17 protein-coding genes and 1 tRNA gene are annotated in these 17,035 nt (G+C 71.0%); 15 read left to right on the forward strand and 3 right to left on the reverse strand.

All coding sequences use genetic code 11. From position 1 onward, the window contains the following. Positions 1-190: 190 nt before the first annotated feature. The gene (locus tag ACFUNE_RS14340) at positions 191-1,543 is read right to left on the reverse strand and encodes a sensor histidine kinase (RefSeq protein ID WP_383566359.1); all 1,353 of its coding nucleotides are present in this window, start codon (positions 1,541-1,543) and stop codon (positions 191-193) included. A 256-nt stretch (positions 1,544-1,799) separates the two neighbouring features. Continuing rightward, positions 1,800-3,002 carry a sensor histidine kinase gene (locus ACFUNE_RS14345; protein WP_383566362.1) on the reverse strand — a complete coding sequence of 401 codons (1,203 nt, stop codon included), beginning with the start codon at positions 3,000-3,002 and terminating at the stop codon, positions 1,800-1,802. 205 nt (positions 3,003-3,207) lie between these two features. Here ACFUNE_RS14345 and ACFUNE_RS14350 point away from each other — a divergent pair, with 205 nt between their 5' ends. The 14 genes from ACFUNE_RS14350 to ACFUNE_RS14415 all read left to right on the forward strand — a co-directional run bounded on the left by ACFUNE_RS14350 (position 3,208) and on the right by ACFUNE_RS14415 (position 15,746). After that, on the forward strand, positions 3,208-3,609 hold the full coding sequence (locus ACFUNE_RS14350; RefSeq protein WP_053930253.1) for an NADH-quinone oxidoreductase subunit A: 402 nt from the start codon (positions 3,208-3,210) through the stop codon (positions 3,607-3,609). Beyond that, positions 3,600-4,232 carry an NADH-quinone oxidoreductase subunit B gene (locus tag ACFUNE_RS14355; protein WP_383566366.1) on the forward strand — a complete coding sequence of 211 codons (633 nt, stop codon included), beginning with the start codon at positions 3,600-3,602 and terminating at the stop codon, positions 4,230-4,232. Before ACFUNE_RS14350 ends, ACFUNE_RS14355 begins: the two co-directional genes overlap by 10 nt. Next, complete coding sequence (locus ACFUNE_RS14360; protein WP_383566369.1) at positions 4,229-5,551, forward strand: NADH-quinone oxidoreductase subunit C; 1,323 nt, start codon at positions 4,229-4,231, stop codon at positions 5,549-5,551. Before ACFUNE_RS14355 ends, ACFUNE_RS14360 begins: the two co-directional genes overlap by 4 nt. Further along, positions 5,548-6,516 (forward strand): NADH-quinone oxidoreductase subunit H, encoded by a 969-nt coding sequence (locus tag ACFUNE_RS14365; RefSeq protein ID WP_383566372.1) that lies wholly within the window; start codon positions 5,548-5,550, stop codon positions 6,514-6,516. Before ACFUNE_RS14360 ends, ACFUNE_RS14365 begins: the two co-directional genes overlap by 4 nt. Beyond that, positions 6,516-7,100, forward strand: coding sequence for a NuoI/complex I 23 kDa subunit family protein (locus ACFUNE_RS14370; RefSeq protein WP_383566375.1), 585 nt, complete (start codon positions 6,516-6,518; stop codon positions 7,098-7,100). The genes ACFUNE_RS14365 and ACFUNE_RS14370 overlap by 1 nt, the downstream gene beginning before the upstream one ends. Beyond that, positions 7,097-7,783 carry an NADH-quinone oxidoreductase subunit J gene (locus tag ACFUNE_RS14375; RefSeq protein WP_383566378.1) on the forward strand — a complete coding sequence of 229 codons (687 nt, stop codon included), beginning with the start codon at positions 7,097-7,099 and terminating at the stop codon, positions 7,781-7,783. The genes ACFUNE_RS14370 and ACFUNE_RS14375 overlap by 4 nt, the downstream gene beginning before the upstream one ends. Beyond that, on the forward strand, positions 7,783-8,199 hold the full coding sequence (nuoK, locus tag ACFUNE_RS14380) for an NADH-quinone oxidoreductase subunit NuoK (RefSeq protein WP_383566382.1): 417 nt from the start codon (positions 7,783-7,785) through the stop codon (positions 8,197-8,199). Before ACFUNE_RS14375 ends, nuoK begins: the two co-directional genes overlap by 1 nt. Next, the gene (locus ACFUNE_RS14385) at positions 8,196-10,196 is read left to right on the forward strand and encodes an NADH-quinone oxidoreductase subunit L (RefSeq protein WP_383566385.1); all 2,001 of its coding nucleotides are present in this window, start codon (positions 8,196-8,198) and stop codon (positions 10,194-10,196) included. The genes nuoK and ACFUNE_RS14385 overlap by 4 nt, the downstream gene beginning before the upstream one ends. A gap of 27 nt (positions 10,197-10,223) precedes the next feature. Next, positions 10,224-11,774 carry a NuoM family protein gene (locus tag ACFUNE_RS14390; protein WP_383566752.1) on the forward strand — a complete coding sequence of 517 codons (1,551 nt, stop codon included), beginning with the start codon at positions 10,224-10,226 and terminating at the stop codon, positions 11,772-11,774. Beyond that, a complete protein-coding gene (locus tag ACFUNE_RS14395; RefSeq protein ID WP_383566388.1) occupies positions 11,771-13,336 on the forward strand; it encodes an NADH-quinone oxidoreductase subunit N in 1,566 nt (521 codons plus the stop codon). Before ACFUNE_RS14390 ends, ACFUNE_RS14395 begins: the two co-directional genes overlap by 4 nt. 116 nt (positions 13,337-13,452) lie before the next feature. Continuing rightward, positions 13,453-13,917, forward strand: coding sequence for a large conductance mechanosensitive channel protein MscL (mscL, locus tag ACFUNE_RS14400; protein WP_383566755.1), 465 nt, complete (start codon positions 13,453-13,455; stop codon positions 13,915-13,917). A gap of 225 nt (positions 13,918-14,142) precedes the next feature. Further along, positions 14,143-15,006: a zinc metalloprotease HtpX gene (gene htpX / locus ACFUNE_RS14405; RefSeq protein WP_383566392.1), complete on the forward strand. Its 864-nt coding sequence runs from the start codon at positions 14,143-14,145 to the stop codon at positions 15,004-15,006. Next, positions 15,003-15,395 (forward strand): YccF domain-containing protein, encoded by a 393-nt coding sequence (locus tag ACFUNE_RS14410; protein WP_383566395.1) that lies wholly within the window; start codon positions 15,003-15,005, stop codon positions 15,393-15,395. The genes htpX and ACFUNE_RS14410 overlap by 4 nt, the downstream gene beginning before the upstream one ends. Positions 15,396-15,473: 78 nt before the next feature. Further along, positions 15,474-15,746 (forward strand): GlsB/YeaQ/YmgE family stress response membrane protein, encoded by a 273-nt coding sequence (locus ACFUNE_RS14415; RefSeq protein WP_383566398.1) that lies wholly within the window; start codon positions 15,474-15,476, stop codon positions 15,744-15,746. Between the two features lie 205 nt (positions 15,747-15,951). On the opposite strand, the gene ACFUNE_RS14420 is transcribed toward ACFUNE_RS14415, so the two are convergent. Beyond that, positions 15,952-16,440, reverse strand: coding sequence for a YajQ family cyclic di-GMP-binding protein (locus ACFUNE_RS14420; protein ID WP_329231786.1), 489 nt, complete (start codon positions 16,438-16,440; stop codon positions 15,952-15,954). Positions 16,441-16,603: 163 nt separating this feature from the next. Between ACFUNE_RS14420 and ACFUNE_RS14425 the strand changes: the two genes are divergently transcribed. After that, positions 16,604-16,685, forward strand: a tRNA-Tyr gene (locus ACFUNE_RS14425). Positions 16,686-17,035 lie beyond the last annotated feature (350 nt).

Below are 17,035 nucleotides of genomic sequence, written 5' to 3' on the forward strand. Positions count from 1 at the left end.
CCTCCACGACGTTGTGTCCCCCACTGTCCGTCCTGCGTGTGTACGCCGCTGTGCGCGCCGCCTCTGCCTCCAGCATTCCAGCATCGGCGCCCCGAAGGGTGTGGACCAGCGGTTCCGGTCCGACCGGGCACGCCGCGGTGCCCCGGACGCCGTGTCGGCGTCCGGGGCACCACGCGCAGCGGCTCGCGCCTCAGCCCCTCCAGGGCAGTTCCGCCGTGACCGTCGTCGGGCCCCCGGGCGGGGAGTCGACGACGAGGATGCCGTCCACCGCGTCCAGCCGCTCCGTGAGCCCGGCCAGACCGCTGCCGGTGGACACATCGGCGCCGCCGCGCCCGTTGTCGGTGACCTGGAGCATCAGCCGGTCGGCCGCCCGCCAGACGTCGACCGAGGCCCGGGTGGCGCGGGCGTGCTTGCTGACGTTCTGGAGGAGTTCGGAGACGGTGAAGTACGCGATGCCCTCGATGGCCTGCGCCGGCCGTGACTCCAGGTCCACGACGACCTTGACGGGGACGGTGCAGCGGGAGGCGATGGCGGAGAGTGCGGCGTCCAGGCCGCGGTCGGTGAGGACGGCGGGGTGGATGCCGCGGGCGAGGTCGCGGAGTTCCTGGAGGGCGACCTTGACCTCTCCGTGGGCCTCGTCGACCATGCGGGCGGCGGCTTCGGGGTCGTCGGTGAGCTTCTCCTTCGCCAGCCCCAGATCCATGGCGAGGGCGACGAGGCGGGCCTGGGCGCCGTCGTGGAGGTCGCGTTCGATGCGGCGCAGGTCCGCGGCGGCGGTGTCCACGACCACCCCGCGGTCCGACTCCAGCTCCGAGACCCTGGTGGCCAGCCGGGAGGGGCCGAGCAGACCCGACACCATCAGCCGGTCCACGGACACCAGACCACGGATGATCCACGGCGTGACCAGGACGAGCGCCAGACCGAGCGCGCTTGTCGCCGCCAGCTCGAACGGCGAGTCAAGGTAGACCTGATGCGTCGCGTCGCCGTACAGCTGGATGCCTCCGACACCCGTGTCGGAGGGGAAGGCCCAGTGCCACAGCGGATACGTGAACGCGGCCCAGCCGTACGCCCAGAACGTCACCGCGACGGTGAACGAGAAAATCGCCCAGGGCATGTGCAGCACCGAGTAGAGCAGGTGCCGCCAGGACACCCCGCTCTTCAGCACCGCGCCGACCCAGGACATCAGGCCGCCCTTCCCGCGCACCGGCGCGGGGTCGGCGACGTCCAGCTTCAGCAGCCCCCGCGCCCGGCCCCGTTCCATGACGCCGAAGCCGCGGCACACGACCAGGCCGGCGGCGAGTATCGGAATGCCGAGGAAGGTGATCAGCATGCCCAGGCCGAGCGACACCATGGTGACCGCGAAGCTGAACATCACGACACCGATCGGCAGGCCCAGGAGCACATAGGCCAGCTCGCGCCAGACACGCGCCTCGAGAGGTGCGCGGAGCGCCGCGGGGAGGAAGTGCTTCGCCGGGGGGTGGCCCCCCGACCCGGTGCCGGGGCTGTGGTGGTCCCGCGTGCCCGGTCCGTATGCCGTGGCCATCAGTGGCGTCCGTCCGTTTCTTCTGAGCGGGAACTCCCCGCGGGCCGATAGAGCGGCTGATACCTCAAGACTGCTGTGCCGGAGGACTCCGCACCATGAGGGCGGTCTCCGTATCCGGCGGGGGGTTTTCCCCACCACGTCTCCCCGGCCTGGTCTCCCCACCACGTCTCCCCGGCCACGTCCTGCCGGCCACGGGCGGGCGGATGCGGTCCTGACGACTTCCCGCGGGCACGCCGTCGCATCGGGGTGCGGGCGGTCACGTCGCGCCGTCCTGCCGCACGGCCCCGGTGTCCGCACGGTCGCGCCAGGGCAGCTCAGCGGTGACCGCGGTGGGGCCGCCCTCGGGGGAGTCCAGGACGAACAGTCCGTCGACCGCTCCCAGCCGCTCCGCCAGCCCCGACATCCCCGTACCTCCGTCGAGCCGGGCGCCGCCCCTCCCGTCGTCCCGGACCTGGAGCATCAGCCGGTCCCCGGACCGCCAGACGTCGACCGAGGCCCGGGTGGCGCGGGCGTGCTTGCTGACGTTCTGGAGGAGTTCGGAGACGGTGAAGTACGCGATGCCCTCGATCGCCTGCACCGGCCGGCCGGGCAGGTCCACCGACACGGTCACCGGGACGGTGCAGCGGGAGGCGATGGCGGAGAGTGCGGCGTCCAGGCCGCGGTCGGTGAGGACGGCGGGGTGGATGCCGCGGGCGAGGTCGCGGAGTTCCTGGAGGGCGACCTTGACCTCTCCGTGGGCCTCGTCGACCATGCGGGCGGCGGCTTCGGGGTCGTCGGTGAGCTTCTCCTTCGCCAGCCCCAGGCCCATGGCGAGGGCGACGAGGCGGGCCTGGGCGCCGTCGTGGAGGTCGCGTTCGATGCGGCGCAGGTCCGCGGCGGCGGTGTCCACGACCACCCCGCGGTCCGACTCCAGCTCGGCGATCCGGCGCTCCAGCTCGTCGGAGGGGGAGAGGAGCGCCCGCGCCATCGCCCGGTCCGCGTTCGTCAGCCCGCGCGCGATGAACGGGAGCACCGGCCAGAGCACGAACAGGCCCACCAGCGTCACGACGAACGTCGCCACCCCCCACGGCAGCCGCATGAACGAATACAGCAACGTCCGCCAGCCCACCGGATCCTTCAGCCCCGCCCACAGCCAGGAGAAGAACCCCTGCTCCCGCCTGCCGCGCGCCGGCGGGCTCGGCTCGTCGATCCGCACGCCGAGCATCCCCCGCACCCGGGCGCGCTCCGCCCGGCCCAGACCGCGCGCACCCTGCAGCCCCAGCACGAGCAGTGGCAGTCCGATCACGGTGACCGAGAGCCCGGCGCCCACGCCGATCAGGAGCACGGTGTAGACGAACCCGGCGATCGCCATCGGCAGGTTGGCCAGGAGATGGGCGATCTCCTTCCACGTCCACCGGTCGTAGGCGAAGCGCGCGGGCGGCGGCCGGTCGTTGTCCGGCAGGGAAGGGCTCATGGTCATGGGACCAGCGTGCCGGGCCGGGCGTCCCCACGCCATGGGGTTCGTGGGTGGGCGCCGGGTGGGGGTAACCCCACCTCGCGACGGACCTCCCCTGTCACCTCCTGCCCCACCCGTTGTGCGACGGGGCTGCTTACCCTTTCTTTAACAGGGCCTAGACTCCCGTGCGTACAGACCGTCGAACAGGTTGAGGGAGCGAGGGGCGGACGTGGCGGACGTGCCGGGACCGACCGTTCTCGCGTCGGACTACTTCCAGAGCTACTCAGTGGTCGGACTGCTCGCCCTGGTGGGCGTGCTGTTCGTCGCCGTCGCCTTCGGGGCCGGCCGGCTGCTGAGGCCCGTGGTCCCGACGCCGGAGAAACTCCTCACGTACGAGTGCGGTGTGGACCCCGTGGGGGAGGGCTGGGCCCACACCCAGGTTCGCTATTACGTGTACGCCTTCCTGTACGTGATCTTCGCCGTCGACTCGATCTTCCTGTTCCCGTGGGCGACGGTGTTCGCGGCCCCCGGATACGGGGCGACGACGCTGGTGGAGATGTTCATCTTCCTCGGTTTCCTGGCCGTGGGACTGCTCTACGCATGGAAGAAGGGCGTCCTCGAATGGGCGTGACGAGCCGGCAGAACCCCGAACCCCCCGTGTCGCTGCCCGATCCGACGCCACTGCCCGAGCCGAAGCTCGGCGTGCTGTCCCGGCTCGCGCCCGAACCGATGAAGGTGGTCCTCAACTGGGGCCGCCGCTACAGCCTCTGGGTCTTCAACTTCGGACTCGCCTGCTGCGCCATCGAGTTCATCGCCGCCTCCATGGCACGGCACGACTTCATCCGGCTCGGCGTCATCCCGTTCGCCCCCGGCCCCCGGCAGGCCGACCTGATGATCGTGTCCGGCACGGTGACGGACAAGATGGCCCCGGCCGTGAAGCGCCTGTACGAGCAGATGCCCGAGCCGAAGTACGTCATCTCCTTCGGCGCCTGCTCCAACTGCGGCGGGCCGTACTGGGATTCGTACTCCGTGACGAAGGGCGTCGACCAGATCATCCCCGTCGACGTCTACGTACCCGGCTGCCCGCCCCGGCCCGAGGCGCTCCTCCAGGGCATCCTCAAGCTCCAGGAGAAGATCGCGCGCGAATCGCTCGCCGAGCGGTACGCCACCGCGGACACGGCCCGCCCCTCGGCCGCGGCCCTGACCAGCGGTCTCGTCGCCGCCCCGAAGACGCCGGGGGAGGAGGGGAAGTGACCGCCGAGGAGACCTACGACCGGCTGCCCGACGCCGTCGCCGACGTCTTCGGCGCGGACGCCACGGCCACCCACGCGTACGACCTGCTGACCGTCGACGTCCCCGCCGCCTCCTGGACCGCCGCCCTCGAAACGGCCCGCGACGAGCTGGGCTGCACCTACTTCGACTGGCTGAGCGCCGTCGACGAACCGGGTACGGGATTCCGCGTCTGCGCCCATGTCGCGGCCCTCGGCGACGGCACGGTCCGACGCCTGCTCCTCCGCACGACCGTTCCGCACGACGCGGCCACTCTGCCCACCGCCGTGGGCGTCTACGCGGGCGCCGGGTGGCACGAGCGCGAGACGCACGAAATGTTCGGCATCGCCTTCGAGAACCACCCGCATCTGGTGCCCCTGCTGCTGCCCGAGAGCTTCGAGGGCCACCCGCTGCGCAAGGACTTCGTCCTGGCGGCCCGCGTGGCCAAGGCCTGGCCGGGCGCGAAGGAGCCGGGCGAATCCGAGCACGGGGGGCCCAAGCGGCGCACGATGCTGCCGCCCGGGGTGCCCGATCCCAACGAGTGGGGCCCGCTCAAGGGGCAGCTCCCGCCCGCCCCCGCCCGGCCGGCCCGAGGGGCGCGCGCGGCGGGAGACCGGCCGGTGCGCCGGGCCCGGAGCGCGAGCGAAGGCTCGGCGGCGCAGCGGCCCGACGCGGAGGAGACCCCGCAGACGGCGCCCCCGCGTCGCAGTCGCAGCGCCTCCCAGGGCTCGGCGAGCCAGGCCACCGACCCGGCCGCCGTACCTCCGGCATCCGCTCCTCCGTCATCCGCTTCTCCGGCATCCGCTCCTCCGGTCGCCACACCTCCGGAGGCCACGCCTTCGGGCGACGCGACGGAGAACGGCGCGACGGAGAACGGCCCCGCGCAGAGCGGCGGCGGGCCGCGCGCGACGGGCGCGGCCGGCAGCTCCGACGCGCCCTGGCACGACGCGCGCCCCGCGTTCGACGAGGCCCCGAAGCGGCCGGCGGAGCCTGCGTCTTCCGAGCCTGCGGAGCCCGCGCCTGCGCCTTCCGAGCCTGCGGAGTCCACGTCCGAGCAGCCCGCCGAGCCCGCGCGGGCGGACCCCGACGCGCAGGATGACGCCGGCCGGGACCCGGCGCCCGACGCGCAGGATGACGCCGGCCGCGAACCTGACCGCGACCCGGAGCCCGGTCCGGACCACCCCCCGGACAGCGGGCCCGGCCGGGACACCGGCCCCGACAGCGACGGCCCCGACCCCGATGCCTCGTCCCGATCCGACCGTTCCGCCGGTCCCGACCGCCCTGCCGGAGGCGATACCGCGTGAACGACGTACTCGACGTCGCCCTCCGCCTCGTCATCGTCTTCGCCGTCTTCATGGTGGTCCCTCTCGCGGTGGGACAGGCCGAGCACAAGGTGATGGCCCACATGCAGGGCCGCCTCGGCCCCATGTACGCGGGCGGATTCCACGGCTGGGCCCAGCTCGTCGCGGACGGGGTGAAGTTCGCGCAGAAGGAAGACGTCGTACCGGCGGACGCGGACCGCCGGGTCTTCCAGATGGCACCCGCCGTCGCCCTGCTCCCGTACCTCCTCGTGATCGTCGCCATCCCGATCGGCCCCAGCGAGGGAGCGGTCGGCCAGGTCGTCGACGCGGGCATCTTCTTCGTGCTGGCCGTCATGGGCGTCGGCGTGCTCGGCTCGCTCATGGCGGGCTGGGCCTCGGCCAACAAGTTCTCGCTCCTCGGCGGTCTCCGCACCGCCGCTCAGCTCCTCGCGTACGAACTGCCGATGCTGCTCGCCGCCGCCTCCGTGGCCATGGCGGCCGGCACCGTCTCGCTCCCCGGCATCCTCAACGCCTTCGAGTGGTGGTGGCTGCCCTGGCAGATCGTCGGCGCCCTGGTCTTCTTCGTCGCCGGCCTCGCCGAGCTCCAGCGTCCGCCCTTCGACATGCCGGTCGCCGACTCGGAGATCATCTTCGGCGCCTACACCGAGTACACAGGTCTTCGCTTCGCCCTGTTCCTGCTCGCCGAGTACGCGGGAATCGTCGTCCTGTGCGGACTGACGACCGTCCTCTTCCTCGGTGGATGGCACGGCCCGCTCGGTGCCGACGGACTCGGCTGGGTCTGGACCCTGCTCAAGACCGCGGTTCTCGCGTTCGTCGTCATCTGGCTCCGGGTCACCTACCCCCGCCTGCGTGAGGACCAGCTGCAGAAGCTCGCCTGGACCACGCTCATTCCCCTCGCCCTCGCGCAGATCGCGCTCACCGGCATCGTGAAGGTGGCGATCAATTAGTGCCCCCGATCCCCGGCTCAGGCCTGGCCAAGGGTCTCGCCGTCACCCTGCGGACCATGACGAAGCGCACGGTCACCGCGCAGTACCCGGACGTCCAGCCCGAACTTCCGCCCCGCACCCGGGGCGTCATCGGGCTGTTCGAGGAGAACTGCACGGTCTGCATGCTCTGCGCCCGCGAATGCCCCGACTGGTGCATCTACATCGACTCCCACAAGGAGACGGTGCCCGCCGCCGCACCCGGAGGCCGGGAGCGCAGCCGCAACGTCCTGGACCGCTTCGCGATCGACTTCGCGCTGTGCATGTACTGCGGCATCTGCATCGAGGTGTGTCCGTTCGACGCACTGTTCTGGTCACCCGAGTTCGAGTACGCCGAGACGGACATCCACGAACTGACCCATGAGCGTGACAAGCTCCGCGACTGGATGTGGACCGTCCCCGAGCCGCCCGCGCTCGACCCGGGAGCCGAGGAGCCCAAGGAGATCGCCGCCGCCCGCAAGACGGCCGACAAGCTCCAGGCCCAGGAAGCCCAGCAGGCGCAGGAAGCCGGGCCGGGGCAGGAAGCAGAACAGGAGGGGCAGGAGTGACCCTCGCGGCCGCCGCCGGCCATCCCGGCTTCCTCTCCCCGACCGGTGTCGAGATCGCCTTCGTCCTCGTCGGTCTCGCCACCCTCGGCGCAGCGCTGATCACCGTCACGACCAAGCAGCTCGTACACGCGGCTCTCTGGCTCGTCGTCGCGCTCGGTGGCATCGCGGTGGAGTACCTCCTGCTCACGGCCGAGTTCATCGCGTGGGTGCAGGTCCTGATCTACGTCGGCTCCGTCGTCGTCCTCCTCCTCTTCGGGCTGATGCTCACGAGAGCCCCCATCGGCCGTTCACCGGATGCCGATTCCGGCAACCGGTGGATCGCGCTGGGTGCCTCGGTCGCCGCCGCCGGCGCCCTGGTCTGGGTCGTCGTGGACGCCTTCCGCACGACCTGGATCAATCTGGACGGTCCCGCCCAGGGCTCGACCGCGGCCTCCGGAGAATTCCTCTTCAGGCACTGGGTGCTGCCCTTCGAGGCACTCTCCGTCCTGCTGCTCGCCGCACTCGTGGGAGCGATCGTCCTGTCCCGCAAGGACGGCAGGGACGGCAAGCCCCGCCAGGGCGGCCTGAACCAGCGGGGCGGCCGGACCGGGCAGGGCGGCCGGACCGGGCAGGGCGGCCGGACCGGCAGGGACCGACAAGGCACCGACGAACGCCCCGTCGCGAACAGGGAGGACAAGAGCTGATGCACCTCGCCTATCCCGCGGTCCTCGCCGTCCTCCTCTTCTGCACCGGGCTGTACGGGGTGCTGGCCCGCCGCAACGCGATCCTCGTCCTGATGTCCGTCGAGCTCATGCTCAACGCCGTCAACCTCAACCTGGTCGCCTTCGACGTCTGGCTCCGCGACGAGCTCCACGCAGGCCAGGCCCTCACCCTCTTCACGATCGCCATCGCCGCGGCCGAGATCGGCATCGGCCTCGCGATCGTCCTGGCCGTCTACCGCAACCGCGGCAGCTCGGACGTCGACCGTCTCCGCGACACCGCGGAGACCGACGACGCCGAAACGCTGCCCGACGACGTTGACGACGACGTCCAGGGCACCACCGCAGACCAGGCCACTGCTCCGGCAGGGAAGGCAAAGAAGGCAGAGGCCACCGCGTGACCACCACGACCCTCGCCGTCCTCGTCCCCCTCCTCCCTTTCCTGGGCGCCGCCGCGGGACTCCTGCTGGGCAGGACCTCGCCCGGATTCGTCCGCCCCCTCGCCGTCCTGCCGACCCTCGTCGCCGCCGTCCTCGCGGTCGTCGTCGCAGCACGGCAGGGCGGCGGCCGGTCCATCGACGCCGCGACCCAGCTGACCCCCACCGGCTCCGTCCCGATCGACCTCGCCCTGCACCTGGACGGCTTCGCCGTCCTCGTCGCCGTCCTCGTCGGGCTCGTCGCCACCTGTGTGCAGATCTACTCGACGGCGTATCTGAAGGACGACGCCCGGTACCCCTCCTACGCGGCCCTCGTCTCCCTCTTCACCTCCGCGATGCTGCTCGTCGTCTACTCGGGCGACCTGATGGTGCTCCTGGTCGGCTGGGAGATCATGGGCATCTGCTCGTACTTCCTGGTCGGCCACTACTGGGAGACCCCCGAGGCACGCGCGGCCTCCCTCAAGGCCTTCCTCGTCACCAAGCTCGGCGACGTGCCGTTCCTCATCGGCCTGTTCGCGCTCGCCGCCGACACCGGCACGTTCCGTATCACCGGCATCCTGGCCGCGGTCACCAACGGCGGACTCGACCACCCGACCGTCATCGCACTGCTGCTCCTCGCCGGAGTCGCGGGCAAGTCCGCGCAGTTCCCCCTGCACACCTGGCTGCCCGACGCCATGGCCGGCCCCACCCCCGTCTCGGCGCTCATCCACGCCGCGACGATGGTCGCCGCCGGTATCTACTTCGTGGCCCGGCTCCTGCCCGTCTTCGCCGCCTCCGGCGCCGCCCTCGTCGTCCTCGCCGTGATGGCGGCCGTCACCATGATCGGATCCGGGCTCGCCGCGCTCGCCCAGGACGACATCAAGCGCGTCCTCGCCTACTCGACGATCGGCCAGCTCGGCTACATGTCCGGCGCCCTGGCCGTCGGCGACCGCGGGGCCGCCGTCTTCCACCTCCTGTCGCACGGCGCCTTCAAGGCGGTCCTCTTCCTTGCCGCGGGTGTCGTCATCCACGCGGCGGGCACCAATTCACTCGCCGCCATGTCGCGCATGGGGGGTCTGACCAAGCGGATTCCCGACGCCTACTGGACGATGACCGTCGCCCTTTTGGCGCTCGCCGCCATTCCCCCGTTCGCCGGCTTCTTCTCCAAGGAAGCCGTTCTCGTCGCCGCCGAGCACACCGCCTTCGGGGACCGGGACGTCGCCCCTGCCGCGGCCGGCTGGACGGTCCTCGTCGCCGGGCTCGTCGCCGCCGTCCTCACCGCCGCCTACGCCACCCGGCTGTGGCTCCTCGCCTTCCGCGGGCGCGGCCCCGAGGCGCCCGACCACGGCAGGCAGCCCGTCGCGATGACCTCCGTCCTCTGGGTGCTCGCCGTCCCCACGATCGCCTTCGGCCTCGCCGCCGGCTCTCTCACCGACTGGTTCGACGGACACAGCCTCACCCCCTCCCTCACGACCGCCGTCCTCTCCACAGGCGTCGGGCTCGTCGGAGGACTCGTCACCTACGGGGCCTGGCGCCACACCACGGCGCTCGCCGACCGCCCCCCGGTCGGCGCGGTCGTCGCGCACCCCGACGCCGAACCCGCGCTCGTGGAGGCCGAGGCGATCGCCTCGCACACCGCGGTGTACGGCACGATCGCGGACGCCCCGGACCCCTCGGACCCCGGCCGTCTCCTCCTGGGCCCGCTCCACCGCCACGCGGTGACCGGATTCCACCTCGACGCCCTCTACACGGCGATGTTCGTCCGCCCCGTCGGCGCCGCCGCCCGGCTCGTCCGCTTCCTGGACCGCGAGGTCGTCGAGACCTACGTACGCGGCTCGGGCAGCATCGCGCGCGGACTCGGCACAGCGGTCCGCCGCGCCCAGACCGGCAACGTGCAGACCTACCTCGGCGCGCTGCTCGCCGGAACCCTTGTCCTGGCGATCGCCGCCGTCGTCTTTGCCAACGTCTACGCCGGGGCGTGAGCCGTGTTCGATATCAGCGCATCCGTGATGCAGTTCCTTCTGGCGTTCGTCGTCGTCGTCCCGCTCCTCGGCGCGGTCGCGGCCCTCCTGCCCGCCCCGCCCGGACTCAGGGGCAGGAACCCCGACCAGGCCGTACTCCGCCACGGCGTCACCGTCACCGGCGTCGTACTCCTCGCCGCGCTCGTCCTGGCCGCGGGCTTCGACCACGACCACCCGTCGAAGATGCAGGCCACCACGGACATCAGCTGGATCCCGGCTCTCGACGTCCGGATCCACCTCGGCACCGACGGCATCTCGCTCCCCCTTCTCGTGCTGACCGCGCTGCTGACCTTCCTCTGCGCGCTCCACAGCTACTTCAAGCTCCCCGCAGGCCCCTCCCCGAAGGCCTTCGTCGCTCTCGTCCTCGTCCTCGAGTCCGGCACCCTCGCGACCTTCGCCGTCCTCGACCTGATGCTGTTCTTCCTGGCCTTCGAGATGGTCCTCATCCCGATGTACTTCCTCATCGCCCGCTGGGGCGGCGACCGGAAGCAGCCCGCCGCCTGGAAGTTCATCCTCTACACGCTGCTCGGCTCCGTGATCATGCTGCTGGGGCTGCTCCTCATCGGACTGAAGAGCGGCACCTTCGACATGGTGGCACTCGCCACTGACAACGGCCGCGGCCTGACCACGTCCGTGCAGGTCATCGCCGTACTCGCGGTCGGTGTCGGGCTCGCCGTGAAGACCCCGATGTGGCCCCTGCACAGCTGGCTGCCCGACGCCCACACCGCGGCCCCCACCGTCGGTTCCGTCCTCCTCGCCGGCGTGCTGCTGAAGATGGGCACGTACGGCTTCGTCCGCATCCTGCTCCCCGCCGCCCCCGACGGGATGCAGACCTTCGCGCCGTACCTCGCCGCCTTCGCCGTCGTCGGGATCATCTACGGATCCCTCGCCTGCCTCGCCCTCGCCCGCCCCGGCGCCAAGGGCGACCTGAAGCGCCTGATCGCCTACTCCTCCGTGGGCCACATGGGCTTCGTGCTCCTCGGCATCGCGACGATGACCCCGACCGGCGTCAACGGCGCGCTCTTCGCGAACATCGCCCACGGTCTCATCACCGGCCTGCTGTTCTTCCTGGTCGGCGCGGTCAAGGACCGCTACGGCACGGCGGACCTCGACACCCTGTCCGGAGCCACCGGCGCCGCCCTCTACGGCCGGGCGCCCCGGCTGGGCGGCCTCCTCGCCTTCGCCGCGGTCGCGTCGCTCGGACTCCCCGGGCTCGCCGGTTTCTGGGGGGAGATGCTCACGCTGTTCGGCGCCTTCGACCCCGCCGCAGGTCTCAGCCGCCCCGCCTTCCTCACCTTCATGGCGATCGGCGCCCTCGGCACCCTGCTCACCGCCGCGTACATGCTGATCGTCGTTCGCCGTGTCTGCATGGGCGAGCACCGGGAGCACCCCCACCAGGTCGCCGACATCCAGCGCCACGAATTCGCCGCCTGGACCCCGCTCGCCGCCCTGACCGTCCTCGCCGGACTCTGGCCCGCCGTCCTCCTCGGCCTCACCGACCCGGCCGTGCAGAAGCTCCTCGCAGGAGGCAAGTCGTGACCGTGGCAGCAGGCAGTGCGACCGGGGCGGAAAGCCTCGTCCAGTCCGTCGACTGGCTCGCGATCGCACCCCCCGTCATCGCGGCGTCCGCGGCCCTGCTCGTCCTCGTTGCGGACCTCTTCGTCGGCGAACGGCACAAGCCGCTCCTCGGCTGGGGAGCCGTCGCCGGGCTCCTCGCCGCGCTCGCCGCGATCGTCCCGCTGCGCGCCGGTGACCGCTCCACCTTCTGCCTCACCGGCGGGACCCAGGCCTGCAGCTACACCGCAGACCACTTCGCGCTCGTCATCCAGGCACTTGTGCTCGGCGGGGCACTGCTCACCGCTCTGCTCTCGATCGGCGACACCCGCAAGCTCCCCGCCGGCGAGTTCTGGTTCCTGCTGCTCTCCTCCGCGGCGGGCGCCGCGCTCCTGCCGGCCGCGCGGGACCTGGCCACCCTCGTCGTCGCCCTCGAAGTCGCCTCGCTCCCCGCGTTCGCGCTGGTCGGCATCAAACGCGGCGACCGGCGCTCCTCCGAGGCGGCGCTGAAGTTCTTCCTCTCCTCGGTCGTCGCCACCGCCGTCATGCTCCTCGGCGTCAGCTTCGTCTACGCCACCACCGGCACCATGCACCTCACCGAGATCGCCGCCCGGCTCGACGACGTACCGGGCAGGTTCTCCACCCTCGCCGAGGCGGGCGTCGTCCTCACGCTCGTCGGCTTCGCCTTCAAGACGGCCGTCGCCCCGTTCCACTTCTGGGTCCCGGACACCTATGTGGGGGCGCCGCTCCCCATCGCCGCGTACCTCTCGGTCGTCGGCAAGGCGGTGGGCTTCTCCGGCCTCATCCTCGTCACGGTCATCGGCTTCCCGTCGTACGCCGACGTGTGGGGCCCCGCCCTGGCCGTCCTCGCCGCGCTCACCATGACCACCGGCAACCTCGCCGCGCTCCGGCAGAACGCCACCCGGGCCCGCAGCGCCGTACGCCTGCTCGCCTGGTCGTCCGTCGGCCAGGCCGGCTATCTCCTCGTACCGATCGCGGCAGCCGCCTACTCCAGCGACGAGCAGATCGGCTCGACCGTCGCCTACGCGCTCATGTACGCGGTGGTGAACCTCGGAGCCTTCGCGGTCGCCGCCCTCGTCGCCCGCACCCACCCGGGGAACCGTCTCAGCGACTACCGGGGCCTGTACGCCACCCGCCCGCTGGCCGCGCTCGCCCTGGGGTTCTTCCTGCTCTGCCTGGCGGGCCTGCCGCCCGGCATCGTCGGCCTCTTCGCCAAGGTCACGGTCTTCTCCGCGGCCGTCGACGCGGGACTCGGCTGGCTCGCCGTCGTCATGGCCGTCAACGTGGTGATCGCGCTGTACTACTACCTCCGGTGGACCGCCGTGCTCTTCCTGTCCCCGGAGCCGGAGCCGGAGCCGGAGCCGGAGCCGGAGACGGTCACGCCGGCCGGCACGGTTCCCGCAGTACGCAAGCACCGGGTCCCGGCCCCGCTCACCCTGGCGATCGCCCTGACCGCCGTAGCCGGAATCACACTGTCCGGCGCCCCGCAGCTCATCCTTCGTTTCGCCGCCGTCAGCCTCTTCTGAGCGGCTCCGTCCGGCTTGCCCGTGGAGCCACGCACAGGGCATGGTCATGCGTGCACGCGTCCCGAAAGGGAACGCAGGACGGGTACGACATGAAGAGCACAGAGGGAGCCAGAGCGGTGCTGAACGGGTTCAAGGACTTCATCCTCCGCGGGAACGTCATCTCCATGGCCATCGGCCTCGCTGTGGGAGCCGCCTTCACCGCCGTGGTCACCGGTTTCAGCAACGCGTTCATCGTGCCGCTGATCGGTCTCTTCACCCGTGGCACCGGCGACTTCAGCAAGGCCTCCTACTCCGTCGACGGCGTGACGTTCCCCTACGGCCTCTTCATCAGCGCCGCCATCGCCTTCCTCATCACCGCCGCGGTCCTCTACTTCCTGGTCGTCCTCCCCATGGCCAAGGTCCAGAACCGCTTCACGGCCAAGGAGGAGGAGAAGGCGGCCGACATCAAGGCCGCCCTCCGCGACTGTCCCCACTGCTTCAGCGAGATCCCCTCGATCGCCACCCGCTGTGCCCACTGCACCAGCGAGGTCGAGTCGGACGCCGAGGCGCGCGCGCTCGCGGGGCTCCCCGCCCAGCGCTGACCTCACCCCTCCGCCGCGGGGCGCCACCCGCCCGCGCAGGCACATCCACCCGTACGGCCCAGGGGCGGATCCACCAGGATCCGCCCCTGCTGCCTGTGCCCCCGGCCATCTCGCACAAGGGAACTAGCTTCCTTCGCCTCGCGTTGACCAGTACAGGAAGTTCCACTGGGGAGTGGAGCACCACCGAGCAAGGGTTCCCCTGCTGCACCACTTGGAGGGCGTACCGTGCACCGCCGGCACAACGGGCTGAAAACCGCTGTACTCCTCGGGGGCCTCTCGGCCCTCATCATCGTCATCGGCAGCTTCTTCGGACGGACCGGCCTGATCGTGGCCCTTCTCGTCGCGCTCGCCACCAACGCCTACGCGTACTGGAACAGCGACAAGCTCGCCCTGCGCGCCATGAGGGCCCGCCCGGTCAGCGAATTCGAGGCGCCGCAGCTCTACCGCACCGTCCGCGAGCTGTCGACCGCGGCGCGCCAGCCCATGCCCCGGCTCTACATCTCCCCGACGCAGGCACCGAACGCCTTCGCCACCGGCCGCAACCCGCGCAACGCCGCCGTGTGCTGCACCGAAGGCATCCTCCAGATCCTCGACGAGCGGGAGCTGCGCGGTGTCCTCGGCCATGAGCTGAGCCACGTCTACAACCGCGACATCCTCATCTCCTCCGTCGCGGGAGCCCTCGCCTCCGTCGTCATGTTCCTGGTCAACTTCGCCTGGCTCATCCCCGTCGGGCGGTCGGACGACGACGACGGCCCCGGTCTCCTCGGGATGCTCCTGGTCATGATCCTCGGCCCGCTCGCCGCCTCCGTGATCCAGCTGGCCGTGAGCCGTTCCCGTGAGTACCAGGCCGACGCGTCCGGGGCTCAGCTCACCGGCGACCCGCTCGCCCTGGCGTCCGCCCTGCGCAAGCTCGACGCCGGGACCAAACAGCTTCCCCTCCCACCCGAACCGCGGATCGAGACCGCGAGCCACATGATGATCGCGAACCCGTTCCGCCCCGGCCAGGGCATGTCGAAGATGTTCTCCACCCACCCGCCCATGGCTGAACGCATCGCCCGACTCGAGCAGATGGCAGGGTATCGACCATGAACGCAATCCTGAACGTCATATGGCTGGTCCTGTGCGGACTCTGGATGTTCCTGGGCTACATCGCCGCGGGGCTCCTGCTCTGCATCACGATCATCGGCATCCCCTTCGGCGTGGCCGCGTTCCGTATCGGCGTCTACGCACTCTGGCCCTTCGGCCGCACCGTCGTGGACCGTCCCGGTGCCGGAGGCGGCTCCCTCATCGGCAACGTCCTCTGGGTGATCCTTGCGGGCTGGTGGCTCGCGCTGGGCCACATCTTCACCGGCATCGCCCTGTGCATCACGATCATCGGGATCCCGCTGGGCATGGCGAACTTCAAGCTCATCCCGGTCTCGCTGATGCCCTTCGGCAAGGAGATCGTCCCGAGCGACCAGCCGCTCGTCGGCCACTAGCGGAGCGGCCGGCCGGCAACCGCACCCGTCCTGAATGCGTCATGGCTTGCAGGAACGAGTGACGGGTAGGACGCGAACATGAGCATCATCAGCTGGATCATCCTCGGGCTGCTGGCCGGCGCCATAGCCAAGATTCTCCTGCCGGGCCGCGACCCCGGCGGCATCATCGGCACCACCCTCATCGGCATCGTGGGGGCCTTCCTCGGCGGCTGGCTGTCGTCCCGCTTCCTGGACCGCCCCATCAGCACCGACTTCTACGACACGGCCACCTGGGTCGCAGCCATCGCCGGCTCCCTCGTCCTGCTGATCGCCTACCGGCTGCTCTTCGGCAACTCCCGCGAACGCCGCTGACCCGCCCCCGCACGCAGCCCCGGACCGGCCGCACGGACCCCGGGACACGCCCGCAGAGGCCCCGGACACGCCCGCAGGGGCCTGGACGCGGCTGCCAGGGCCCGGGGCACGCCCGCAGGGCCCCGGGATACGGCAACGGGGCGGAGCACGGCCCACCGGCACGCCCCGCCCCGCCCACGACCCGCTGCACACGGCAGCGCACCGTCTACCGGTAGTTGGCGAACTGCACCGCGAAGTCGAGGTCCTTGCCCTTGACCAGCGCCTGCACCTCCTGCAGGTCGTCCCGGCTCTTGGAACTGACGCGCAGCTCGTCGCCCTGGACCAGTGCCTTGACGCCCTTCGGGCCCTCATCGCGGATGATCTTCGCCACCTTCTTGGCGTTCTCCTGGGAGATGCCCTCCTCGATCGTGGCGAAGATCTTGTACTCCTTGCCGGAGAGCTGAGGCTCGCCCGCGTCCAGCGACTTCAGGGAGATCCCGCGCTTGATCAGCTTGGACTGGAAGATGTCGAGGATCGCCTTGACCCGCTCCTCGCCGTTCGCCTCCATCAGGATCTTCTCGCCGGACCAGGAGATCGACGCGCCCGTCCCCTTGAAGTCGTAGCGCTGGGAGATCTCCTTGGCGGCCTGGTTGAGGGCGTTGTCGACCTCCTGCCGCTCGACCTTCGAGACGATGTCGAAACTGGAGTCGGCCATGACGTGTGGCTCCTTGCGTCGTATGCGTTGGGTACGGCACAAAGCCTAGCCACCCCCGCCCGCGCCCGGCACTGATCAACCGGGTGGCGTAGCACCCCTGGGTATCGGGTATCGTTTACGTCGTCGCCAAGGAGTCCTGAGCGGGGTCCGAGGCGTCGTTCCAGGCGGTGTGCCCGAGTGGCCAAAGGGAGCAGACTGTAAATCTGCCGGCTCAGCCTACCCAGGTTCGAACCCTGGCGCCGCCACAGGACGGGAACCCCGTCCGACCTGCTTAAACACCAGGTCGGGCGGGGTTTTTTCGTGCGTGCACGTGGTGCTGCGGAGCGGGCCTGCCGGCCCCCGAAATCTCACGTCGTCCCACCCGGATCCCACCCTTGTCACGGCGTGTCCCCCCAGCTGTTCCCCGGGGACAGGCTCACTCCGTCTCGTTCCACTCTCGTGCCGGTCTCGATCCACTCCCGTGGTGCTGTGCCGATGCCCCGAAGAACGCGATCCGTCAGCGCGGCCGGTCCAGGGTCGGGGCCGGCCCGGTCGGTGTCTGTCCCCATGCCCGGCATTGTTCTCCGCCGGCATGGGGTGGGCGAGGTCTTTTCCG

The sequence above is a fragment of the Streptomyces sp. NPDC057287 genome (assembly GCF_042667905.1).
Lineage (GTDB): Bacteria > Actinomycetota > Actinomycetes > Streptomycetales > Streptomycetaceae > Streptomyces.